We start from the raw sequence: 19,390 nt of genomic DNA, 5'->3' as shown, positions 1-19,390 counted from the left end.
CCTTTCAGAGAAATTTATAAATTATGGCTAAGATTCTCATCGTCTATTCCTCCATTGATGGCCACACACAAAAAATCTGCCAAAGACTGCAGCAAGTGATTGAACAACAGTCTCATCAGGTTACCGTTGTTACAGTCAATGAGGAGCAGGAAGTGGACTTAACCGTGTTCGACAAGATTGTTGTCGGCGGCAGCGTTCACTATGGCAAGCACAGTCCGCTGATTATTGATTTCATTAATAAAAACAAGCCCATTCTTGAAAGCAAACCGAACGCGTTTTTCTCGGTCAATCTTGTGGCTCGAAAGCCTGAAAAATGCATACCAGGGAATAATCCTTACCTTCAGAAATTCCTTAGACGGATAACCTGGAAACCCAAAGAACTGGCGGTTTTTGCCGGCAAGATTGATTATCCCAGTTACAGTTTTTTTGATCGTTTGATTATTCAGCTCATTATGGTGATAACAAAAGGGCCTACCGATCCGAAGTCCATTATTGAGTTTACAGACTGGCAACAGGTCGAGTCTTTTGGTCTGCGCATCAGCGAGATGGAGTAAGCGCTGAGGCCTCATTCCCGTGAAGGTGCTCATTATTGCCAGGATAGGGAGTTAAATCTTGTTTTAGTGATACCCGTGTAATAACATTGTGGATACTATTTCTGGATTAGAGCGACCTATGAGAACACATTTAAGAAAAATCGGTAATTCTCGCGGAGTTATCATACCGGCTGCTTTACTGGAAACCTGCGAGTTAGGAGAAGAAGTCAACTTAAGAATTGAAGGCAAAACTTTGGTTATTGAGGCCTTGAGCGAACCGCGAAAAAACTGGTTTACCGGATATAAAGCAAAAGAAGATGTGAATGAGTGGCAGGATTGCCCGTTTGATGACGACAATGGAGATTGGGAATGGTGATGCGCGGAGAGGTCTACTGGGTCAATCTTGATCCCACAGTCGGTACGGAAATCCAAAAAACACGACCGGCCTTGGTGGTTTCGCCTGATGATCTAAATGCTGTTTTACCTAGAGTGATCATTGCCCCTTTAACCAGTAAAGGTCAGTCGCTGGGTTGTCGGCCGCAAGTCACGTTTGATGGGCGAGCAGCACTGATATTACTTGATCAAATTCGATCCGTAGACAAGCGCCGTCTGGCGGGCAAAATGGGTGTTATAGAAGAGCATCACTGGCATGCGGTCTTGTTAGAAATGTTGGCATAAACAGGCTAATTCAACACCTGTCAAACTAGAGGAAGGGACGCGTGATGGTTGCATTGCCTAACGAACCAAGCACAGTTGAGTTGTATTTTGATTATATCGTTGCTTATTCAATAGACTGGATTAAACTCGCTCACAGGGAATAAGTTTGATTTGCATAGTAAATAGCAAAAAAATGTTGCTTCTGTATCTATTTATGATAGGTAAGCGAACTTCAGGAACGATTTCCTCGCCAGCCTTAAAGCACAAAATAGAGGGGTCAGCAATTCCCTGTTTGAACTTTTAATATGGCTTTAAGGAGGGGCGTAAGCCTTGCGAGGAATGCCGTAGACCCTTCCATGTGGGCTTGACGGCAGCATCCCTGCGCCGACATCCTCGCAAAGCTTAAGCCACCCCTTTTTTATCGTCAAACTGGGAATTGCTGAGCAGGGTTATTAATAGGACAATTTTCAATAAGGTTCAATCAATTCAATTATTTATTAACTTTGGTTGGTAAATGGCTGATTAAACGGATAAAATTAAACAAGATTTTTAATATTTTTGATGTATTTTTAGCATTATAGCGCTAAAATTCGTCTATCATTCTTAAGCAAGTCTTAACGGCCTGGGTCCGTTTATCGGCAATCATTTTGTTGATAAACCGGCATACTATTTATTCTGGACACCTCCGGATAACATCATGAAGCGACACAAACTCTATATCCCCCTGATAATTGTAATACTTGCTGTGCTCAGCGCCTGCAGCAGTGCGCCAACAAAGCGGGAAAAGCAAGCTGTTGCGCCCGCCAAGCCGCAGGTTAGCCAGCAGCAGGCTTATAGATCTCCTCCTTCACAGCTTCCAGCTATGAAATCGCTGGGGATATTTCCCAAACCGGCAGCGCTTGAGCCAGCCGTAGATTTTTGGCGTAAAACTTACGGAGTATGGCGCAGATCAGAGGTTGCATTCTATGACGACCGTTACATGGATGTGATTTACGAAGTGATGGTTTTACCGGGGTCTGTTGGTGAGGGGTTGACGAATGAGCAAAAAGAACTAGTCAGCCGACGCAAAGAATATTGGAAAAGCCAATTAACAGCTTTGGATTTTAAAGTGCGTGCTCGGGTGCCGCTCAATCCGTTTGAAAAACAGTTGCACGCCAAGCTGCAGAATAGCCGTAATAAAGCTTTTGTTTTAGCTGGGGCTAGCGAAAGACTCCGTTCTCAGCGGGGCATTAAAGAACGCTTTAAGCGTGGTTTGGAAATCAGTGGGCGTTATGATTCGCAGTTCAGAAAGATTTTCCGCGAATACAGCCTGCCGGAAGATTTTGCCTTTCTACCGCATGTGGAATCCTCTTTTCAAGCCTCAGCCAAATCTTCGGCAGGTGCTGTCGGCATGTGGCAGTTTACCCGGGGCGCAGCGGAAACATTTATGCCCAATAACAACAAACCTGACCGGCGTCATGATCCAATTATATCGGCCCACGGAGCGGCCCGTTATCTTCGTCATGCCTACAATAAACTGGGCGACTGGCCAACAGCTGTCACTTCTTATAACCATGGCATCAACGGGATGAAACGTGCGCAAAATCAAATAGGTAATGATTTCGCCCGCATTGTTCAGAGTTATAACAGCCCCTTGTTTGGTTTCGATTCCCGCAATTATTATGCGCAGTTCCTGGCGGCTAGAGATATTGCCAGTAATCCGATGGCCTATTTTCGCGAAGGGGTGAGCTACGAACGGCCTATGGTAAGGGCTCAGTATCTGGCTGCAGAATAATCAGGAAGTTAATTTAGGCGCAATCCTTGGCGGTTTCAAGGCTTGCGCTATCCGCTCAACTCAGTGATCAATTTCAGTCCCCTATCCAGTTCTTCCTCAGTTTGGTAAAAGTGGGCTGACAAACGGATGCCTTCCCCTCGCATTGCGCAGACCAGCCCATTCGCTTGTAAATAATTGTAAACGAAAGAATTTTCCAGGGTTTTATGCTTAAAAACCACAATGCCGGATTTAAGCCGTGACGCTGTTTTTGAAAGTAATGTCAAATTAGGGTTTTCTTGAATCTTGCCACTCAAATAGGCGGCATTCCGAAGAACACATTGTTCGACATTGATCATGCCGGTTTCCAGTAAAAGCGATAAGCTTGCCGATAAAGCATGAATACCCATCATATTCGGGCTGCCGCATTCGAACCGGCGCGCACCGGGGTGAATTTCCCAGGGTTTGTTTTCGTAGTTATGTGCATCTTTCATCATGTGCCACCCGTATTGAGTCAATCGCAATTGATTTCTCGCGGCGGGGGTTGAATAAAAAACCCCTAAGCCTTCAGGTCCACATAACCATTTGTGACCATCGGCCATAACAAAATCGGCTTGGCAGGACTGGACGTCGAATTGAACAGCACCCAGGCTTTGAATGGCGTCAACGCAGAACAAAATCCCCCTTTGTTTACAGAATTCGCCGATTTTATCCAGGTCCATCCTGAGTCCTGATGCAAATTGAACAGAGCTGATTGTCAATAATCGGGTATCACTGTCCACCAAGGCAAATAAGGCGTCTTCAGGCGTTGTTGACGAGGTCAAATCTGCTTCTCGTAGTTCAATACCCTGATCTATCAGCGATTGCCAGGGTATTCGGTTGGATGGAAATTCTTCATTACTGGTGACGATATTCTGTCCAGTCTGCCAATCCAGTCCATAGGCGACGAATGAAAGCGCTTCGGAGGTGTTTTTGACCAGCGCGATATCTTCATCAGATGGCGCATTCAAGAGTTCTTTGAACTGACTGCGTAAACCGGTTTCTTTTTCCAGCCACTGACCGTAGAAGTGTGAGCCGTAAACACAGTTTTGGCGGGCAAAATCTATCACTGCCTGACTTGCGCGAAGCGGCCAAGGGCTTACGGCAGCATGATTCAGATAAATGAGGGTAGGCGACAATGGAAATTCGGGATGCTGCATATTATTTACCGGTCTGTTTGCTGATGAGGTTCTTCTAATTGCATTTTTATCATGACTGTGATGTAAATGGAGAAAAATCTGAGGGTGAAAAATTTACTCCCAGTGCCATTTAAAAAAGGTGGTAACGACTCGCCCGCTTTGAATTAAGGGTGTAGGTGCTTGATTTCAAAGGACGCATCAATACGTCCCTGCAGCTCTCTGCAACATCCCTGTTGCAGAAGCCTTTTCAATCAACCACCTACACCCACTAAAATTGGAGGGGGTGAGCAGATACAAAAGGTTAACCACCAGGGAAGTGGCGTTATTGCATAAAGATGGAGTCAATAACAACATGAATCCATCTATTTGAGGGGACTTATGACTAATAAAATAATAATCTTTTGTTGTGATGGTATCTGGAATTCGCAGGATCAGGCCGGGGCCAACGTCATGCTTTATGAGAGCGTTGCCTGTGGATTGAAAAACCTGCCTGTGGAGCCTTACTGATGCATGCTTTATCGGTAGGCCCATTAATTTTAGGGGTCTTGATCACTGTTTTAGCCGGTTGTGATCATCTGCAAACGGATAAGGCACTTATCCCGCAATCCTGGCAGCCTTCGCTGACAACGCTGCAGGAGTTTGTAGCGTCTGATCAGGTTAATCAAACAGTTGTTAATCAACGTCAATTAAACGATCAAAGTCAATATCTTGCCGATATTCTGGATGCGCAGTTATTCATCGTTTATGTTCAACTGCTGCAGACGCTGGACGGGCAGAATCGTGACGCACTTTTTGAGGAACAAAGGCGTTGGTTAACTGACCGGGAAAACGCATCGAAAAATGCAGTGGTCTCAAAAGAAGGTTCTTTGGCGACGCTGGAATACAATGGTGCTTTCATCAAGATGACGCAGGATCGATTGGCAGAGCTAAACGGACGTTTTCATTCTGTTCCATAGCCTTTGGGTTTGTTAAATGAGTTTTTAAACACACCCTTCGACATGATTCGATCGAAGGGTAAGTGCCTGATCAGTTCTTGGCACGTCTGTCTATTGACGGAATCAACAAAAAAAGCGCCTATTTAACGGGCGCTTGGTCATTATTTTACTCAGGAGAACACTATGAACCTGACTTCTCAGCAGAAAAAGATTTGCGAACAAATCATCAACGTTTTTGAAAGCGGCAGCATTCAGGGCGATTACAGTGCTATTTCGATTTACCGGGATGGACCTCACGGGATGAGGCAAGTGACCTATGGGCGGTCGCAGACAACTGAATACGGGAATCTGGAGACCCTGGTGCAAATGTACGTTGATCGAAATGGACTTTATAGCGCCCAGTTAAAACCTTACATCGATAAAATTGGTGTCGCTCCTTTGGCCGATGACGTCGGGTTTAAAAAATGGTTGCGCGAAGCGGCAAAAAAAGATCCTGTCATGCGTGAAGTACAAGATGACTTTTTTGATCAGCGTTATTTTCAAAAAGCGATGAAATGGGCCTCCAGTCAAGGATTTACTTTGCCGCTGTCGGCGTTGGTAATCTATGACTCGTTTATACACAGCGGTTCCATTCTCGATTTTTTACGCAAGCGCTTTCCGGAGTCTCCGCCAGTTAAAAACGGCAATGAAAAGGTTTGGATCAAACAATATGTTGATGCCCGTGAATCGTGGCTATCGACTCACCCTAATAAAATATTACAGAAGACCGTTTACAGAACTAAGTGTTTCAAACAAGAAATAGCCCGAGATAATTGGCAGTTATCCAAATTACCCATCATTGCCAACGGCATTGCCGTGACGGGTTAATGTTGGATAAGCCTGCATCTGTCGCGCGGGTGGCGGCGCTATACCGCTATCCGATAAAGGGCTTTACACCGGAGCCGTGTGACGCATTGACCGTGCTTGAAGAAGGTCGAATCGCCGGAGACCGTGTCTTGGGTCTTCGTTTTGCCGATATGGGAGGGCAGCGAGATGACTGGTGTAAAAAGCAGGCTTTTCTGAGTTTGATGAATACTTCGGGCCTCGCGCGTTTAGCTATAAAGTTTGACCCCCAGAACATGCATTTGACGATGAGTCTGGGGGGTAAGCTGATGCTTGAGGCCGGCCTCGATCAAACCGGCAGACAGCGTAGCGTCGAAATAATCACGCAATACGTGCTTGATCTGCCCGAAAATCCGTTACAAAAACATCCTGAGAGACTGCCGTTAAACCTCGTTGGCGACGGCCTAACGCCCCGTTATCAGGACAGTTCCGCCGGGCGAGTGACCTTGCATGGGCGTGAAAGTTTGCGGGCAGTCGCTGGAATATTGGGTGCTCATGATCTTGACGAAAGACGCTTTCGTTCCAATATCGCCGTTGAAGGGCTCAGTCCTTGGGAAGAACAAGGCTGGATTGGAAAATCAGTGTGTATCGGTGAAGTTCGGTTTCGCGGCTACGCTGTCAAGGAAAGGTGTCTGGCTACTCATGCCAACCCTAAAACCGGAGAGCGCGATTTGCCGGTACTAAAAGCCCTGCTTAACAGCTATGATACTAAAAAACCGGTGTTTGCTATTTCGTTAATGCCGGAAAACAGCGGAATCATCCGTGTTGGCGATCCTGTTCTTTGTTCTGATGTATACACTTAAGAAATCCAGGCAACAGCAGGTTTGTCGCTGTTTCTTAATTGCGTCATAATTTCCCGATAAACTTATCGTTTGAATCCGCTTTTAGCCACACTGGCTCAGTGATTCAGCCTGAAAATACCCCTCCCAAAAAATAGAAGAGATAAATTAAATATGGTTAACAACGTAACTTTGACTCAGTTCATCATAGAGCAACAACGGGAATATCCGGGCGTATCCGGGGCGTTTACCTTGTTGCTTAATGATATTGCGACCGCCTGCAAGCAAATCTCGCATAGAGTCAACAGGGGCAATTTGATCGGCGTGCTGGGCAGTGCCGACTCGGAGAATGTGCAGGGTGAAGTTCAGAAGAAACTGGACATTATCACTAACGAAATCATGATCAATTCACTTAACTGGACCGGTCATTTGGCCGGTATGGTTTCGGAAGAAGTCGACGATATCATCACTATTCCTGCTCATTATCCCAAGGGCAAGTATCTGGCCTTATTCGATCCGCTGGATGGCTCATCCAATATCGATGTTAATTTGACGGTGGGAACTATCTTTTCTATTTTACGTTGTCGGGAAGGCGTTGATCCCGCTCTCGAAGACTTTTTGCGCGTGGGTTCAGAGCAAGTCTGTGCCGGTTTCGTGCTATACGGGCCATCGACTATGATGATTCTAACCACAGGACATGGCGTCAACGGATTTACACTCGATCAGGATATCGGGGAATTTATTCTGACGCATTCAGCCATTAAAATTCCTGAAGATACTAACGAATTTGCGATCAATATGTCCAACCAGCGCTTCTGGGAAGCGCCGGTAAAACGCTATATTGAAGAGTGTCTGCAGGGTCAGGAAGGTCCAAGAGGCAAGGATTTCAATATGCGCTGGATTGCGTCGATGGTTTCAGAGGTTTATCGCATTCTGACCCGAGGCGGCGTGTTTATGTATCCTTATGATTTAAGAGACCCTTCCAAGCCGGGACGTTTGCGGTTGATGTATGAAGCCAATCCCATGGCCTTTATCATTGAGCAAGCCGGAGGCGCCTGTTCAAACGGCCGGGAACGAATTCTTGATATCAAACCTCAAGGCTTACACCAGCGGGTGCCGGTTATTTTAGGTTCAAAAAATGAAGTAGAGCGGCTGGTCAGTTATTACCAGGATGCGGATAAACCGGCTTCAAGTTCTTCGGCAGGGGCTTAGAGCGAACTTTAACGGCTCTATATGAAACACAGTTATAATAATATGCACAAGCAGTTACTGGAATTAGAAAGCCTTGTAGGCCGGAATAAGCGACAGCGTTTCCGGCAAAGCTTCAAGTTACCCGCAAGCCAAGCGCCAGAAACGCCTATCGGCTTATTCTGGCCTACGATTTTTTGCGTCAATGAAGGCGGCATATGGATATGTCAGGCATTTTGACCTAACATGTCGTAAACGCCGACTCTGTGTCGTGTCATTTGTTTCCAACCCAAAATGCAGTCTCATGAGCAATTATCGACGCTTGTACATTCCAGGAGGCACCTATTTCTTTACGTTGGTCAGCTATCGCCGACAAGCGATTTTTGCTGATGAACAACGAGTGATATTACTTCGCCAGGCATTCCGAGAGGTGAAAAACAAACGTCCTTTCGAGCTTTTGGCGGCGGTGGTGCTACCCGATCATTTGCATTGTTTGTGGACTTTGCCTTATGGCGATGCCGATTTTTCCACGCGCTGGCAAATGGTGAAAACGGCTTTTTCTCGGCGTGTTCCTTCCGAGGTCAAAGCCAATGGCTCGAAAATGCTTTGGCAGCCAAGGTTTTACGAGCATTGCTTGCGCTGCGCTAACGACTTTCATAAGCATCTGGATTACATTCATTACAATCCGGTCAAACACGGTTTAGCGACAAAGCCTGGCGAATGGCCGTATAGCTCGTTTAGACGATTCGTGAATCTTGGTTGGTATACATCGAATTGGGGCGAAATGGCTCCAAGCGATGTGGACGACCTCTTTCATGAATAGCGATTTGACCGAGACGCTGCGCTTTTTTCGGCCTACAAAACATAAAATTCAATAAATTAATTGATCAACCTCATTGGATAACTCATGCTGACATGACGTTTTTGTATTTATAGCGACTGCAAAATATACAAATCAGGAACAGAGATGGCTCCAAGCACCAATGAACAAGCTCTGGACGCAGGGATCGAAAAACAATTGACCGACAGGTGCCTGGAAGCCCTAAAGACTATCGCTATCAAAGCGGAAATCATGCTCGATCATTTCATTCCGCAGGTGGTCAACAGTAAAAAACTCAAGGGTAAAGCCAAGGGCATGGTGATTACCCAGAATATCGAAGCGGCCATTCGTTATTATCAGGCGATTAGCCGGGTATTAAATGACCGAGGCAATCCGTTCAAAGTGGTCATCGCCTTTTCCGGCACTAAAGAAGTGGATGCCATCGAGTACAGCGAAGCAAAGATGAAAGGCTTTGTCGAAAACGAGACCTGCGATTTTTTCGATAAGGACGAGTACCGATTGTTGATTGTGGCCAACAAATACTTGACCGGATTCGATCAACCCAAGCTATGCACCATGTATGTCGATAAAAAGCTGCAATGGGTTTTGGCGGTGCAAGCCTTATCACGGTTAAATCGAGCCGCGGCCAAGTGGGGTAAGAAAACTGAAGATTTGTTCATTCTGGATTTCTTTAATTCGGTGGACGACATTAAAACGGCCTTCGACCCTTTCTATACCGCGACGCGTTTGTCAGAAGCCACGGATGTCAATGTCTTGCACGAATTAAAAGACTCACTGGACGTTGAAGGTGTCTATGAGTGGCATGAGGTTGAGCCGTTTGTCGAACTGTATTTCGACAATGCCGATGCCCAGCAACTAAGCCCGATTATTGTTACAGCAGCATTTCGTTTTAACAGTGAATTTGCGTTAACCGATCTGCAAAAGGCTGACTTCAAGATCAAGGCTAAACAGTTTGTCAAAATCTATGACCAAATGGCCTCTATCATCCCGCTTGAATTGTCGTTTGGGAGAAATTGTTCTGGTTCCTGAAATTTCTGATTCCCAAACTGATTATAAAAGACCCGAATGCAAATCAGATTGACGCATTGCTGGAATCGGTGGATTTGTCGTCTTATGGTTTGGAACGGGTCAAACTCAATCACAGCATTGGTCTGGATGCCGGCGAAACTGAACTGGAGCCGCAAAACCCCAATCCGTGTAGTGCGTATGGCGGCAACGAGGAGCATGCCCCATTGAATGAGATCATCCTCAGTTTTAACGAACGCTGGTTCCAGGATTGGGGGGCAACGCCGGAAGAGCAGCGTATCAAGTTCATCACTATTGCAGACGGCATTAAAGCGCATCCTGATTTCCCGGAAAAATACCAAAAGAACCCCGATGTTCATACCCGGATATTGGCTTTTGAGAAGAAATTTGAAGACGTGATGCTTAAGAGTCAACGCAATGGACTAGAGTTGTATAAACGGCGAACCAACGATCCTGCATTTAAAGCCGCTATGCAGCAGAGTCTCCGGCAAATGGTGGCTTGATCCTATAAAATACGCTTAACTTTTAACGGGATTGCCGTCAATCTCCCTTTTGTAAAGAGGATGTTATTCTTGGCGATAGTTAGCCAATATTCAATGTCATGCCGGTAATTGCCGGATTTAAAAAGCAAACAATCCAAACTACGCAGTTATTCCATAGAGGGTAAAATCATGGCTTGGCTCAAAGAACACATGCCTTACAGATTTATGTTTTTGTTCATTTCGGTTTTTAGGATCAAGCAGCTTTAACATGCACAAGCAGTTACTGGAATTAGAAAGTAGTTTTAACCGTTCAGTTTTGACTCAAGTTAATGATCCTTTTCTGGCTGCTCATGACATCCAGTTGTTTTTAAAGCGTGACGATTTACTGCATTCAGTTATTTCCGGTAATAAATGGCGTAAGCTCAAATATATTCTGAATCATGCGCTTTCTTTAGACGTTCAAAAAATCATCAGTATGGGCGGTCCTTTTTCCAATCATCTTCATGCTTTGGCGTATGTTGGAAAAAAATTGGGTTTGGCAACCGAAGGTTTCATAAGAGGGGAGCCTCATGCCAATCCTACGCTGGACGATCTGACGGACTGGGGTATGAAACTGACCTTCATATCAAGGTCAGATTACCGAGAGCTTAGGAATTATGCTGAATGGAATGCGTTACCTGGCTTGAAACAAGGTGAATATTGGTTGCCTGAGGGCGGGGCTTTAAAATGGGCGTTGCAAGGGGTGGCTGAATCGGTTGCCGAAATTGATCAGGCCTATGACATGATTTGTGTGCCCTGCGGAACCGGAACAACGTTGGCAGGGGTAATTGAATCGGCACCCTTGACGTCTCAAATCCTAGGCTTTTCAGCCTTGAAGGGCGGTCATTTTTTAGTTAATGATGTTACAAAGCGGCTGTCAGTCCCACGCTCGAATTGGCGTGTCAACACTGATTACCATTTTGGTGGTTTTGCTAAAACGACGCAGGAGCTGACTGATTTTATGTCGGCTTTTACTAAAACAAATGGCATTGAGCTGGATCGGGTTTACACGGCGAAAATGCTATTTGGTCTTTATGATTTGATAAAAAAGCGTAACATTCCTCCCGGTCAAATAATTATTGCCATTCATACCGGCGGAATACAAGGGAACAGAGGATTTACAGTTGATGCTACGACAAACTGAACCGGAATTGATGCTGGATCCAGCGCAAGTGGAAGCTTATGCATTGGCCGACTTTTCGATCCCTCACAATCGGTTTATCGAACTGTTGCAACAACGGGTTTCAGCTGAATCATTTTGCGGAATGGCGCTGGATTTAGGCTGTGGTCCCGGCGATATTGCCGTCCGTTTCGTAAAAGCCTTTCAACATGCGAGTCTGCATGCGGTTGATGGGTCGCTTCCAATGCTGAGCTTTGCAGCGCATCATTTACCTGCCGAAGTATTAAGCCGTATTGAATTTATTCAGGCAAAATTGCCCCGGGTTTCACTGCCTTGTCCGTATTACGATCTAATATTTAGTAACAGTCTTTTACATCATTTGCCGGAACCTCAAGCGCTTTGGCGTGTCATTAAAGATTACTCTCGGCCCGGAACGCAGGTGGCCGTCATGGATCTGGTCAGACCAGCCAGTCAAATGGCGGCATCTGAATTAGTTGAACACTATTCTGCGGACGAACCTGCTATTCTGAAACATGATTTTTATCATTCTTTATTGGCCGCATTTACCCTTGAAGAAATAGAAGAACAACTGAAACAAGCGCGATTGAATTTAAATATCGAGCTCGTCAGCGATCGACATGTGTTTATTTCCGGCCTTGTTGCCTGACCGTTTGCATAAAGAGAAAAAAAATGGAACACGAAAAAGTTAGCGAGACTCAGACCCCTGTCAATCTTGATGCGTATGAGTTGTACATCAACCGCGAATCGAGTCTGCTTGAATTCAATGTCCGGGTATTAGCGCAGGCAAAAGATGAACGGGTTCCCTTGCTTGAGCGCTTAAATTACTTGTGTATTTCCTGTTCGAATCTGGATGAATTTTTTGAAGTACGGGTCGCTAGCTTGCTGGAAATGACCGGTATGAATCCTAAGGCTATCGGGTTGGACGGCGTGACACCGCATGAGCAGTTGGATCGTATATCGGTAAAAGCCCATCAACTGGTTGACGAGCAATACCGTGTGCTCAACGAAATTCTGATTCCTGCACTAAAAGATGAAAATATTCGTTTTATCCGCCGCAAGGATTGGACGTCCAAACAGCACAAGTGGCTGGAAAATTATTTTAATGAAGAATTATTGCCTATTTTGACTCCGGTCGGTCTGGACTCGGCGCATCCTTTTCCGCGCATTTTGAATAAAAGTTTAAATTTTATTATTTCATTAACCGGGAAAGATGCCTTCGGTAGAAACAGCGGCAGGGCAATTCTGCAGGCACCCCGAGCGTTGCCGCGCATAATTCAGTTTCCTCCGGAAACGGACAGCGGACAGCACGAATTCGTTTTTTTGTCGTCGATTATTCATGCGTTTGTCGAGCATTTGTTCAATGGCATGAATGTCAAAGGGTGTTACCAATTCAGAGTGACGCGTAACAGTGATTTTTTTGTGGACGATGACGCCATCGATGATCTGTTATTGGCCGTTGAAGGTGAACTGGCCATGCGCAATTACGGCGATGAAGTGAGGCTTGAAATTGATGCCAATTGTCCTGAGGAAACTGTTAATTTTCTGATGGCTCGATTCGAGCTGACTCGCGATCGCTTGTATCTGGTCGATGGTCCGGTAAATCTTAACCGCTTGCGTGAAATTATCGATCTTGTCGAAAGGCCGGAGCTTAAATTTACGCCATTCAAACCGTCTGTTCCGCCGCAATTGGCCAGAAACAAAGAAATATTCAGTGCGATTGATAAAAATGACATTTTACTTCACCATCCGTTTGAATCCTTTTTACCGGTAGTCGAATTTATCAGGCAGGCAGCCACTGACCCAGATGTGTTGGCGATCAAACAAACGCTATACCGTACCGGAGTTGATTCGCCGATCGTCGGTGCGTTGGTAAAGGCGGCCAGAGCTGGAAAAGAAGTGACGGTGGTTATTGAACTAATGGCCCGGTTTGATGAAAAAGCCAATATCAATTTGGCTTCAAAGCTTCAGGAAGCCGCCGTTCATGTTGTTTATGGTGTGGTGGGTTACAAAACACATGCAAAAATGTGTTTGGTACTGAGAAAGGAAGGAAAAAAACTGCGTAATTATGTCCATTTGGGCAGCGGCAATTACCATCCTAAAACCGCGTTGCTTTATACCGATTACGGTTTGTTTTCCTGCGATAAAGAGTTGGGTGAAGATGTCAGACGCATCTTTGCGCAATTAACCAGTTTGGGTAAAGTCACTAAACTCAATAAACTATTGCAGTCGCCTTTTACGCTGCACAGTGGCTTGATGGAAAAAATTGAACGGGAAATTCATCATGCCAATAAAGGCAAGGCAAGCGGCATCATCATTAAGGTTAATGCCGTCGTAGAAGAGCAACTGATCAAGGCGCTCTATCGCGCCTCTCAAGCCGGTGTCAAAGTGCAATTGATCGTTCGTGGTATTTGTTGCCTGCGTCCGGGCATACCCGGTGTCTCGGATAATATTGAGGTTCGTTCGATTATCGGCCGGTTTCTGGAGCATGCCCGGGTTTACGCGTTTGAAAATGACGGCAATCAGGAAATTTTCGTATCCAGTGCCGATATTATGAATCGCAACATGTTCCGCCGGGTTGAAGCTTGTTTCCCAATTGAAAATAAAAAACTGCATCAGCGTATTCGTAACGATTTGGCACTTTATTTAAGCGATAATTCCCAAGCCTGGCAACTCCAATCGGATGGGCATTATGTCCAATTGGCCCCCGGTGATGGTCAAGAAGAAGTTCGGGCACAAAGTGAACTTTTGCATACCTTGCAACATTAACGAGGGATAAAGAATGAAAACCGCAGTCCAGATCAGAGAGATTGTTCAATTGGGTGCGCCGGTGTTGCGCGAAATTGCAGCACCTGTGGACAATGTCTCCGATCCCAATGTTAAAAGATTGATTGATCAGATGCTCTGTACCCTGGCTTCCACACAGGGGGTGGGACTTGCTGCACCGCAAATCGGCGAGCCGTTGAGAGTGGTTATAATAGCTTCGCGGCCAACACCACGCTATCCAAATGCGCCGGATATGGAGCCCACAGTCATGATCAATCCGGAAGTCACTGATTGCTCTGATGAAATGGAAAAAGGTTGGGAAGGGTGTTTAAGCATCCCCGGTATTCGGGCCCAAGTACCTCGCCATTTGAGTTTAACCGTTCGCTTTCTTGATGATCAGGGTTGCCGGAAAATAATGAACCTGGACCATTTTGTTGCGCGCGTTTTTCAACATGAATATGATCATTTGAACGGGACGGTCTATCTTGACCGTGTTGAGAACAATCGCGATATTTATAGCGAACAGGAGTACCTCAAGCTGATGGCTTAGCTTTTATTCTAAACGCAATTCCTTACAAGCATTTTGCCTAAAGGATGCCAACATCCCTTTGTTTTTTTGAATAGCATCACGAAACATCCAAGTTTTTTTCTGGTTTTCAGAAAAATAATGCTATTCAAATATACTTTTTATTCTTGAAATCAAGTTACAACGTTTTACCCCCAAATACATTTCGTCAATAAGAAAAATAATTAATCATCATGGAAAAAGATATCATTCTTCGTAATCCCAGCGATTTAACCGTTGCTTGGGCTCAAACGATACTTAACAAGCATCATCAAAACAGAGAGGTGAATGACGTTAAGGTTGTTTCGGTAGAAACAGGGACCACCACTCGCATGCGAGTTGCTGTGGATCATAATGGCCCTGAATCTTTTCCGAGGCTTTGGTTTGTTAAGTTTCCTTCTTTAAATTGGCGAGCACGACTCATTACAGCGTTACCCCAGTTATTACAAACAGAAGTCCGCTTTTACAAAGAAATTGCTCATACGCTACCGGTTAATCGTCCCTGTGTTTTGGCCGGACAGAGTAAACCCGGTAAAGGTGCAACTCTGGTTTTAACGGATGTGACTGAAGCCGGATCTATTCCAGGGAATCCCGAAGATACTTTAAGCCCTGAACAAGCCGAATTAGTGGTTAAACAACTGGCTCATTTTCATGCACATTTTCACAATAAAATCAATGTTAATCCTCATGGTTACCGATGGCTGGCCGGTTCGGTAAGACGATTGGAGGACTGGCTTGGCTCTGCGCTGGCAGTGCCTTTAATGAAGCGTGGTTTAAGGTTGGCAGCTGATGTTGTGCCTCCCCATTGCCATCCTTTGGCGCTTAACTACGCTAAAAACCGGCGTAAAATCATGAAGTTTCTTAATCAAGGGCCTCAAACTCTCATTCATCATGACTGCCATCCCGGTAATTTATTTTGGCACCAAACTTTTCCCGGTTTTTTAGATTGGCAATTAGTTCGAATAGGCGAGGGGGTCAGTGATATTGCCTATTTTCTCGCGACCGCTCTGGAGCCCAAGATTAGACGTCGCCATGAAGCGTCACTGTTGTTTTGTTATTATCAGGTCCTTCAAGAACAAGGCGGTATTTCGATGAATTTTAATCAATTACTCAATCGCTACCGGGCTCATCTGGTCTATCCTTTCGAAGCCATGGTCGTAACCTTAGCGGTCGGCGGGATGATGGATAAAGCGATCAATCTTGAGCTGATCCGGCGAAGTGTTATTGCGATGGAAGAGCTGGATTCATTTGAGTCCTTGCCGGTTTAGATCATAAAATTCAATTATTCAATGCGATTAGGCTATTCGTGGTGAGTTCTTGATGTTAAGGAACAGTGCACTCACGCTGCTTTTTTTTCTGTCGGGAACCGCTGCACTGATTTATGAAGTCTTATGGCTTAAAGAGCTGGGTTTACTTTTCGGCAATACCAGCCAAGCGATGGCGGCAACTCTGACTGCATTTTTTTTGGGATTAGCCCTGGGTGCAAAGTTTTGGGGGCAACGGGCCGGTCAATTTCACAGTTCGCTAAAATCCTATGCCGGCTTGGAGTTGGGCATTGCGTTCTTTGCCTTAGGCTATTTTGTACTGTTAAAAATCTACACCTGGATTTATCCCATCCTATTTGAATGTTGCGGACAATCAGCCGCATTATTTCTAGGCCTGAAGTTTATTTTGGCAATACTTATTCTGACGCCTCCTGCCTTTTTTATGGGGGGCACTTTACCTGTCATCACTTCGGTGATCGCCTCTGATTTCGGCTTTAAAAGTCATGTCGCTTTTTTGTATGGCATCAACACGCTGGGCGCGGTTGTTGGTGTTTTACTCGCCGGATTTTATTTGCCGCCGTTGATCGGCTATCGGTGGTGTTATGCGCTGGCAATGCTGATTTCTGTGGGCGTAGGATTGATTGCTCTGGCCTTGTCCAAACATCGGCATTTTAACCTGCCCGGCTCTGCAAAGACACATTCACTTCACGAAGTGCTTCACTTCAGTACATTCACTCAATTTGCGTTTCTATCCGGCTTTTTGTTACTGGGATTACAGGTTCTATGGGGCCGGATGTTTTCTCAAGTTTTGCAGAATTCGGTTTATACATTTTCAATTGTGTTGATGGTTTTTCTTTTTTGTCTTGCCTTAGGCGGATTTATAGCAAGACAGTTGTTGAAATCGAGGTTCGATCCTGGTTTTTCTCTGTTGTCTGCATTACTCGCCGGAGGCCTATGGGTCAGCGCTACGCCATTTGTATTTATGATGTGGACCGATCAATTGAGATACATCAGTTCCGATTTTGGCTGGGGCGGCTACGTTTGGCGCGTAGCTGAACTGGCTCTGGTGGTGATGGGTCCTCCGGTTTTGATAGTAGGCATTGTTTTCCCTTTGCTGATGGGCATGGCCGGCGGTGAGAAACAATCCAGTCAATTGATTGGGCGGCTGGTCAGCAGTAATACAGTGGGGGCGATAGCCGGTTCTTTATTGGCCGGGTTTGTCATGCTTGATTTAATGGGCTTATGGGCAAGTATTCGTTTTTGTGCGGTTGTATATTTACTGATGGGGCTTTATTGGTATCAGCGACTGAAGATAGAACATCATTTCGTCCAGTTATTCACGTTGGCGGCAATAGCGTTGACGGTATCGGTGTTTGATACAGCAAAACTGCCTGTGGTCAGTGTCGATCCAATCAATGAAGATGAAAGTCTGATGGCTTATTGGGAGAGTAGCGCAGGAACCGTGGCGGTGGTGAAACAGGGCGAACAGTTAAAGCTTAAGGTTAATAATCACTACACATTAGGCGGAACTGCTTCGATGCCCTTGGAGCAGTTTTTGGGCTACATGCCTTTGTACCTGCATGAACAACCTCGCGATATTTATATGCTGGGCTTGGGAACCGGTATCAGCGCCGGCGGTACTTTAAATTATCCACTACGCAGTCTGATTGTGACAGAACTGTTGAGCGGTGTTATCCAGGCAGCGGATAGTTTTTTTGGTCCCTATACACAAAATCTGTTTTACGATCCTCGTGTGCAAATTCTGAATGAAGATGGACGGCATTTTTTAAGGGCAACTTCTAAAAAGTTTGATGTGATTATCAGCGATTTGTTTGTGCCCTGGGAAGCAGGAACGGGCAGCTTATATGCCGTTGAACATTATCAGGCTGTTGCCGGGCGCCTTGATGATAATGGCTTGTTTATGCAATGGTTACCGGCCTATCAATTAAGCCGTACTGACTTTGAAGTGATTGCGCGTACCCTGCAGGTTGTCTTTCCACAAGTGACGGTATGGCGGGCTGATTTTTCGGCGTTGAGGCCGGTTATCGGCTTATTGGGGCACAAAACGTCCCAATCGTTATCAAGCTCGGCTCAACTTTTTCAGCATGATAAAGAACACCTCCTGCACTATTACGTCGGCGATTTGTCTAGTATTAAAAACGACCTGTCAAAGGTGGCTATCAACAGTGACGATCATCCGCTTATTGAGTTTGCAGCGCCCATCCGTCAGCGCCTGATCAAGTCCGGGAAGGAGCATTGGCTGGTGGGAGTCGAATTAATCGACGTTATGCAGAAACTGAATAATGGGCAGGATGCCTATTTATCGCAGATACCGGAACATTTAAAAAGCTACCCCAGGGCTGGTTTGCATCGGCATAGCGCAGAAGTTTTTAAGTATGAAGGGCGTTTAAATGCTGCTCAAGATGAAATGTTAAAATACGAGGCCTTAACAGGACGCGGGGATTAATTAGAAGATTGTTTGTCGGTAACTTCTTTTATATACAAAGCCAAGTGCAGTCTGTCCAGAATTTTCAATTTACTAAAAATAGACGTCAGGTGGGCTTTGACCGTTCTTTCCGAGATATTGAGCATAGCCGCAATGCGTTTATTGTTTTCACCTTTCGCAATCAATTGTGCAACCTCCATTTCTCGTGCTGTCAGCACATTGAGTGGATGGCTCGCATCAACTGTTTTGGTTAGCTCAGCTGAGTGATGATTTTGTTTGAATTTTGTCAGTTCCGAGATGACTCGAGGGACCAGATGACGCGGTATCCAGGTGTCACCTTTCGATAAACAATCAATGGCCTTGATAAGCAATGTTTCGTTTGAGTTGACATCACAGTAGCCGGAACAACCGTTTATGAGTGCTTCAATCTGCAAGTTTTCCGGCCAATGCTGACCAAGAATCAGTATTTTAAGTTGAGGTTGGAAGACATTATTCAGGCTTCTCAGGCTATTTTTGAAAGGCTCGCCATGTATCATCAAAACCGTTTGAGTATCAGGTGTTAAATACGAAGTCAGGTTCTCTAATTCCGATACTTGGCATACGGTAAATTTTGTTTGAACTTGTGCCTCCCATCTGCTGGCGAGCAAGGGGTCATGGGTGCAAATGATTACTTTAGATAAGTTAGCCATTTTTAATAAGTTTTTGCCGACAGCATGAATGCTTCAAAACGAAAATAGTGGGTCAAGCAGCCCTACCATTGTTGAGAAATAGGATGTATTTCTTATGGGTCGTTTCATGCTTTGTTTTCGTGATGCTGAATAACGGTTTGTTGCATAAATTTAAAATTAAAAGGTAATTGAATTTATAGGTTGAATTCGCCATAGTTGAAATTCAATTATTTTATGTAGATTGGTTTAGCG

The 19,390-nt window shown here is 45.2% G+C and carries 21 protein-coding genes; 19 read left to right on the top strand and 2 right to left on the bottom strand.

All coding sequences use genetic code 11. The features are described from left to right. Positions 1–23 precede the first annotated feature (23 nt). The 4 genes from hemG to Q7V32_RS11305 all read left to right on the top strand — a co-directional run bounded on the left by hemG (position 24) and on the right by Q7V32_RS11305 (position 2,964). Complete coding sequence (gene hemG / locus Q7V32_RS11320; RefSeq protein WP_304897088.1) at positions 24–554, top strand: menaquinone-dependent protoporphyrinogen IX dehydrogenase; 531 nt, start codon at positions 24–26, stop codon at positions 552–554. A 118-nt stretch (positions 555–672) separates the two neighbouring features. Then, complete coding sequence (locus Q7V32_RS11315; RefSeq protein WP_304897087.1) at positions 673–909, top strand: hypothetical protein; 237 nt, start codon at positions 673–675, stop codon at positions 907–909. Next, positions 903–1,211, top strand: a complete 309-nt coding sequence (locus tag Q7V32_RS11310) for a type II toxin-antitoxin system PemK/MazF family toxin (RefSeq protein ID WP_304897086.1) — start codon at positions 903–905, stop codon at positions 1,209–1,211. The genes Q7V32_RS11315 and Q7V32_RS11310 overlap by 7 nt, the downstream gene beginning before the upstream one ends. 676 nt (positions 1,212–1,887) lie before the next feature. Next, positions 1,888–2,964, top strand: coding sequence for a lytic transglycosylase domain-containing protein (locus Q7V32_RS11305; protein WP_304897085.1), 1,077 nt, complete (start codon positions 1,888–1,890; stop codon positions 2,962–2,964). A gap of 47 nt (positions 2,965–3,011) precedes the next feature. Here the strand turns inward: Q7V32_RS11305 and Q7V32_RS11300 are convergent, their stop codons facing one another. Further along, entirely contained in the window at positions 3,012–4,139 is a 1,128-nt protein-coding gene (locus Q7V32_RS11300) for an aminotransferase class V-fold PLP-dependent enzyme (RefSeq protein ID WP_304897084.1), read from the bottom strand. Between the two features lie 357 nt (positions 4,140–4,496). Here Q7V32_RS11300 and Q7V32_RS11295 point away from each other — a divergent pair, with 357 nt between their 5' ends. The 15 genes from Q7V32_RS11295 (at position 4,497) to Q7V32_RS11225 (ending at position 18,491) form a co-directional block, all read left to right on the top strand. After that, a complete protein-coding gene (locus Q7V32_RS11295; protein ID WP_304897083.1) occupies positions 4,497–4,625 on the top strand; it encodes a hypothetical protein in 129 nt (42 codons plus the stop codon). Beyond that, complete coding sequence (locus Q7V32_RS11290) at positions 4,625–5,074, top strand: lysozyme inhibitor LprI family protein (RefSeq protein ID WP_304897082.1); 450 nt, start codon at positions 4,625–4,627, stop codon at positions 5,072–5,074. Before Q7V32_RS11295 ends, Q7V32_RS11290 begins: the two co-directional genes overlap by 1 nt. A gap of 162 nt (positions 5,075–5,236) precedes the next feature. Then, positions 5,237–5,920 carry a chitosanase gene (locus tag Q7V32_RS11285; RefSeq protein ID WP_304897081.1) on the top strand — a complete coding sequence of 228 codons (684 nt, stop codon included), beginning with the start codon at positions 5,237–5,239 and terminating at the stop codon, positions 5,918–5,920. Beyond that, positions 5,920–6,738 carry an MOSC domain-containing protein gene (locus Q7V32_RS11280; protein ID WP_304897080.1) on the top strand — a complete coding sequence of 273 codons (819 nt, stop codon included), beginning with the start codon at positions 5,920–5,922 and terminating at the stop codon, positions 6,736–6,738. The genes Q7V32_RS11285 and Q7V32_RS11280 overlap by 1 nt, the downstream gene beginning before the upstream one ends. A 150-nt stretch (positions 6,739–6,888) precedes the next feature. Continuing rightward, positions 6,889–7,926 carry a class 1 fructose-bisphosphatase gene (locus tag Q7V32_RS11275; protein WP_304897079.1) on the top strand — a complete coding sequence of 346 codons (1,038 nt, stop codon included), beginning with the start codon at positions 6,889–6,891 and terminating at the stop codon, positions 7,924–7,926. 21 nt (positions 7,927–7,947) lie between these two features. Beyond that, positions 7,948–8,142 carry a hypothetical protein gene (locus Q7V32_RS11270; protein WP_304897078.1) on the top strand — a complete coding sequence of 65 codons (195 nt, stop codon included), beginning with the start codon at positions 7,948–7,950 and terminating at the stop codon, positions 8,140–8,142. A 64-nt stretch (positions 8,143–8,206) separates the two neighbouring features. Next, complete coding sequence (locus Q7V32_RS11265; protein WP_304897077.1) at positions 8,207–8,725, top strand: transposase; 519 nt, start codon at positions 8,207–8,209, stop codon at positions 8,723–8,725. Between the two features lie 144 nt (positions 8,726–8,869). Then, positions 8,870–9,772: a hypothetical protein gene (locus Q7V32_RS11260; RefSeq protein WP_304897076.1), complete on the top strand. Its 903-nt coding sequence runs from the start codon at positions 8,870–8,872 to the stop codon at positions 9,770–9,772. Beyond that, positions 9,757–10,272, top strand: coding sequence for a hypothetical protein (locus tag Q7V32_RS11255; RefSeq protein ID WP_304897075.1), 516 nt, complete (start codon positions 9,757–9,759; stop codon positions 10,270–10,272). Before Q7V32_RS11260 ends, Q7V32_RS11255 begins: the two co-directional genes overlap by 16 nt. Before the next feature lie 247 nt (positions 10,273–10,519). Next, positions 10,520–11,434: a 1-aminocyclopropane-1-carboxylate deaminase/D-cysteine desulfhydrase gene (locus tag Q7V32_RS11250; RefSeq protein WP_304897074.1), complete on the top strand. Its 915-nt coding sequence runs from the start codon at positions 10,520–10,522 to the stop codon at positions 11,432–11,434. Next, positions 11,418–12,077 carry a trans-aconitate 2-methyltransferase gene (locus Q7V32_RS11245; protein WP_304897073.1) on the top strand — a complete coding sequence of 220 codons (660 nt, stop codon included), beginning with the start codon at positions 11,418–11,420 and terminating at the stop codon, positions 12,075–12,077. The genes Q7V32_RS11250 and Q7V32_RS11245 overlap by 17 nt, the downstream gene beginning before the upstream one ends. A gap of 23 nt (positions 12,078–12,100) precedes the next feature. Next, the gene (ppk1, locus tag Q7V32_RS11240) at positions 12,101–14,197 is read left to right on the top strand and encodes a polyphosphate kinase 1 (protein WP_304897072.1); all 2,097 of its coding nucleotides are present in this window, start codon (positions 12,101–12,103) and stop codon (positions 14,195–14,197) included. Positions 14,198–14,210: 13 nt separating this feature from the next. Next, positions 14,211–14,744 (top strand): peptide deformylase, encoded by a 534-nt coding sequence (gene def / locus Q7V32_RS11235; RefSeq protein ID WP_304897071.1) that lies wholly within the window; start codon positions 14,211–14,213, stop codon positions 14,742–14,744. 209 nt (positions 14,745–14,953) lie between these two features. After that, complete coding sequence (locus tag Q7V32_RS11230) at positions 14,954–16,027, top strand: phosphotransferase (RefSeq protein WP_304897070.1); 1,074 nt, start codon at positions 14,954–14,956, stop codon at positions 16,025–16,027. Positions 16,028–16,079: 52 nt separating this feature from the next. Continuing rightward, positions 16,080–18,491 (top strand): fused MFS/spermidine synthase, encoded by a 2,412-nt coding sequence (locus tag Q7V32_RS11225; protein ID WP_304897069.1) that lies wholly within the window; start codon positions 16,080–16,082, stop codon positions 18,489–18,491. Here the strand turns inward: Q7V32_RS11225 and Q7V32_RS11220 are convergent. After that, a complete protein-coding gene (locus tag Q7V32_RS11220; RefSeq protein WP_304897068.1) occupies positions 18,488–19,159 on the bottom strand; it encodes a response regulator transcription factor in 672 nt (223 codons plus the stop codon). The genes Q7V32_RS11225 and Q7V32_RS11220 overlap by 4 nt on opposite strands. Between the last annotated feature and the right edge of the window lie 231 nt (positions 19,160–19,390).

Source organism: Methylicorpusculum sp. (genome assembly GCF_030651835.1).
Lineage (GTDB): Bacteria > Pseudomonadota > Gammaproteobacteria > Methylococcales > Methylomonadaceae > Methylicorpusculum.
Note: the sequence above shows the minus strand (reverse complement) of the source record. Positions and strands in the feature narration are given on the sequence as shown.

Excerpts from the sequence above, each read along its gene's own strand:
- Q7V32_RS11290 (WP_304897082.1), top strand. The coding sequence starts at position 4,625 with ATGCATGCTTTATCGGTAGGCCCATTAATTTTAGGGGTCTTGATCACT.
- Q7V32_RS11220 (WP_304897068.1), bottom strand. The coding sequence starts at position 19,159 with ATGGCTAACTTATCTAAAGTAATCATTTGCACCCATGACCCCTTGCTC.
- def (WP_304897071.1), top strand. The coding sequence starts at position 14,211 with ATGAAAACCGCAGTCCAGATCAGAGAGATTGTTCAATTGGGTGCGCCG.
- Q7V32_RS11225 (WP_304897069.1), top strand. The coding sequence starts at position 16,080 with ATGTTAAGGAACAGTGCACTCACGCTGCTTTTTTTTCTGTCGGGAACC.
- Q7V32_RS11260 (WP_304897076.1), top strand. The coding sequence starts at position 8,870 with ATGGCTCCAAGCACCAATGAACAAGCTCTGGACGCAGGGATCGAAAAA.
- ppk1 (WP_304897072.1), top strand. The coding sequence starts at position 12,101 with ATGGAACACGAAAAAGTTAGCGAGACTCAGACCCCTGTCAATCTTGAT.
- Q7V32_RS11245 (WP_304897073.1), top strand. The coding sequence starts at position 11,418 with ATGCTACGACAAACTGAACCGGAATTGATGCTGGATCCAGCGCAAGTG.
- Q7V32_RS11310 (WP_304897086.1), top strand. The coding sequence starts at position 903 with ATGGTGATGCGCGGAGAGGTCTACTGGGTCAATCTTGATCCCACAGTC.
- Q7V32_RS11305 (WP_304897085.1), top strand. The coding sequence starts at position 1,888 with ATGAAGCGACACAAACTCTATATCCCCCTGATAATTGTAATACTTGCT.
- Q7V32_RS11280 (WP_304897080.1), top strand. The coding sequence starts at position 5,920 with ATGTTGGATAAGCCTGCATCTGTCGCGCGGGTGGCGGCGCTATACCGC.
- Q7V32_RS11230 (WP_304897070.1), top strand. The coding sequence starts at position 14,954 with ATGGAAAAAGATATCATTCTTCGTAATCCCAGCGATTTAACCGTTGCT.
- Q7V32_RS11295 (WP_304897083.1), top strand. The coding sequence starts at position 4,497 with ATGACTAATAAAATAATAATCTTTTGTTGTGATGGTATCTGGAATTCG.
- Q7V32_RS11275 (WP_304897079.1), top strand. The coding sequence starts at position 6,889 with ATGGTTAACAACGTAACTTTGACTCAGTTCATCATAGAGCAACAACGG.
- Q7V32_RS11300 (WP_304897084.1), bottom strand. The coding sequence starts at position 4,139 with ATGCAGCATCCCGAATTTCCATTGTCGCCTACCCTCATTTATCTGAAT.
- hemG (WP_304897088.1), top strand. The coding sequence starts at position 24 with ATGGCTAAGATTCTCATCGTCTATTCCTCCATTGATGGCCACACACAA.
- Q7V32_RS11265 (WP_304897077.1), top strand. The coding sequence starts at position 8,207 with ATGAGCAATTATCGACGCTTGTACATTCCAGGAGGCACCTATTTCTTT.
- Q7V32_RS11315 (WP_304897087.1), top strand. The coding sequence starts at position 673 with ATGAGAACACATTTAAGAAAAATCGGTAATTCTCGCGGAGTTATCATA.
- Q7V32_RS11270 (WP_304897078.1), top strand. The coding sequence starts at position 7,948 with ATGAAACACAGTTATAATAATATGCACAAGCAGTTACTGGAATTAGAA.
- Q7V32_RS11285 (WP_304897081.1), top strand. The coding sequence starts at position 5,237 with ATGAACCTGACTTCTCAGCAGAAAAAGATTTGCGAACAAATCATCAAC.
- Q7V32_RS11250 (WP_304897074.1), top strand. The coding sequence starts at position 10,520 with ATGCACAAGCAGTTACTGGAATTAGAAAGTAGTTTTAACCGTTCAGTT.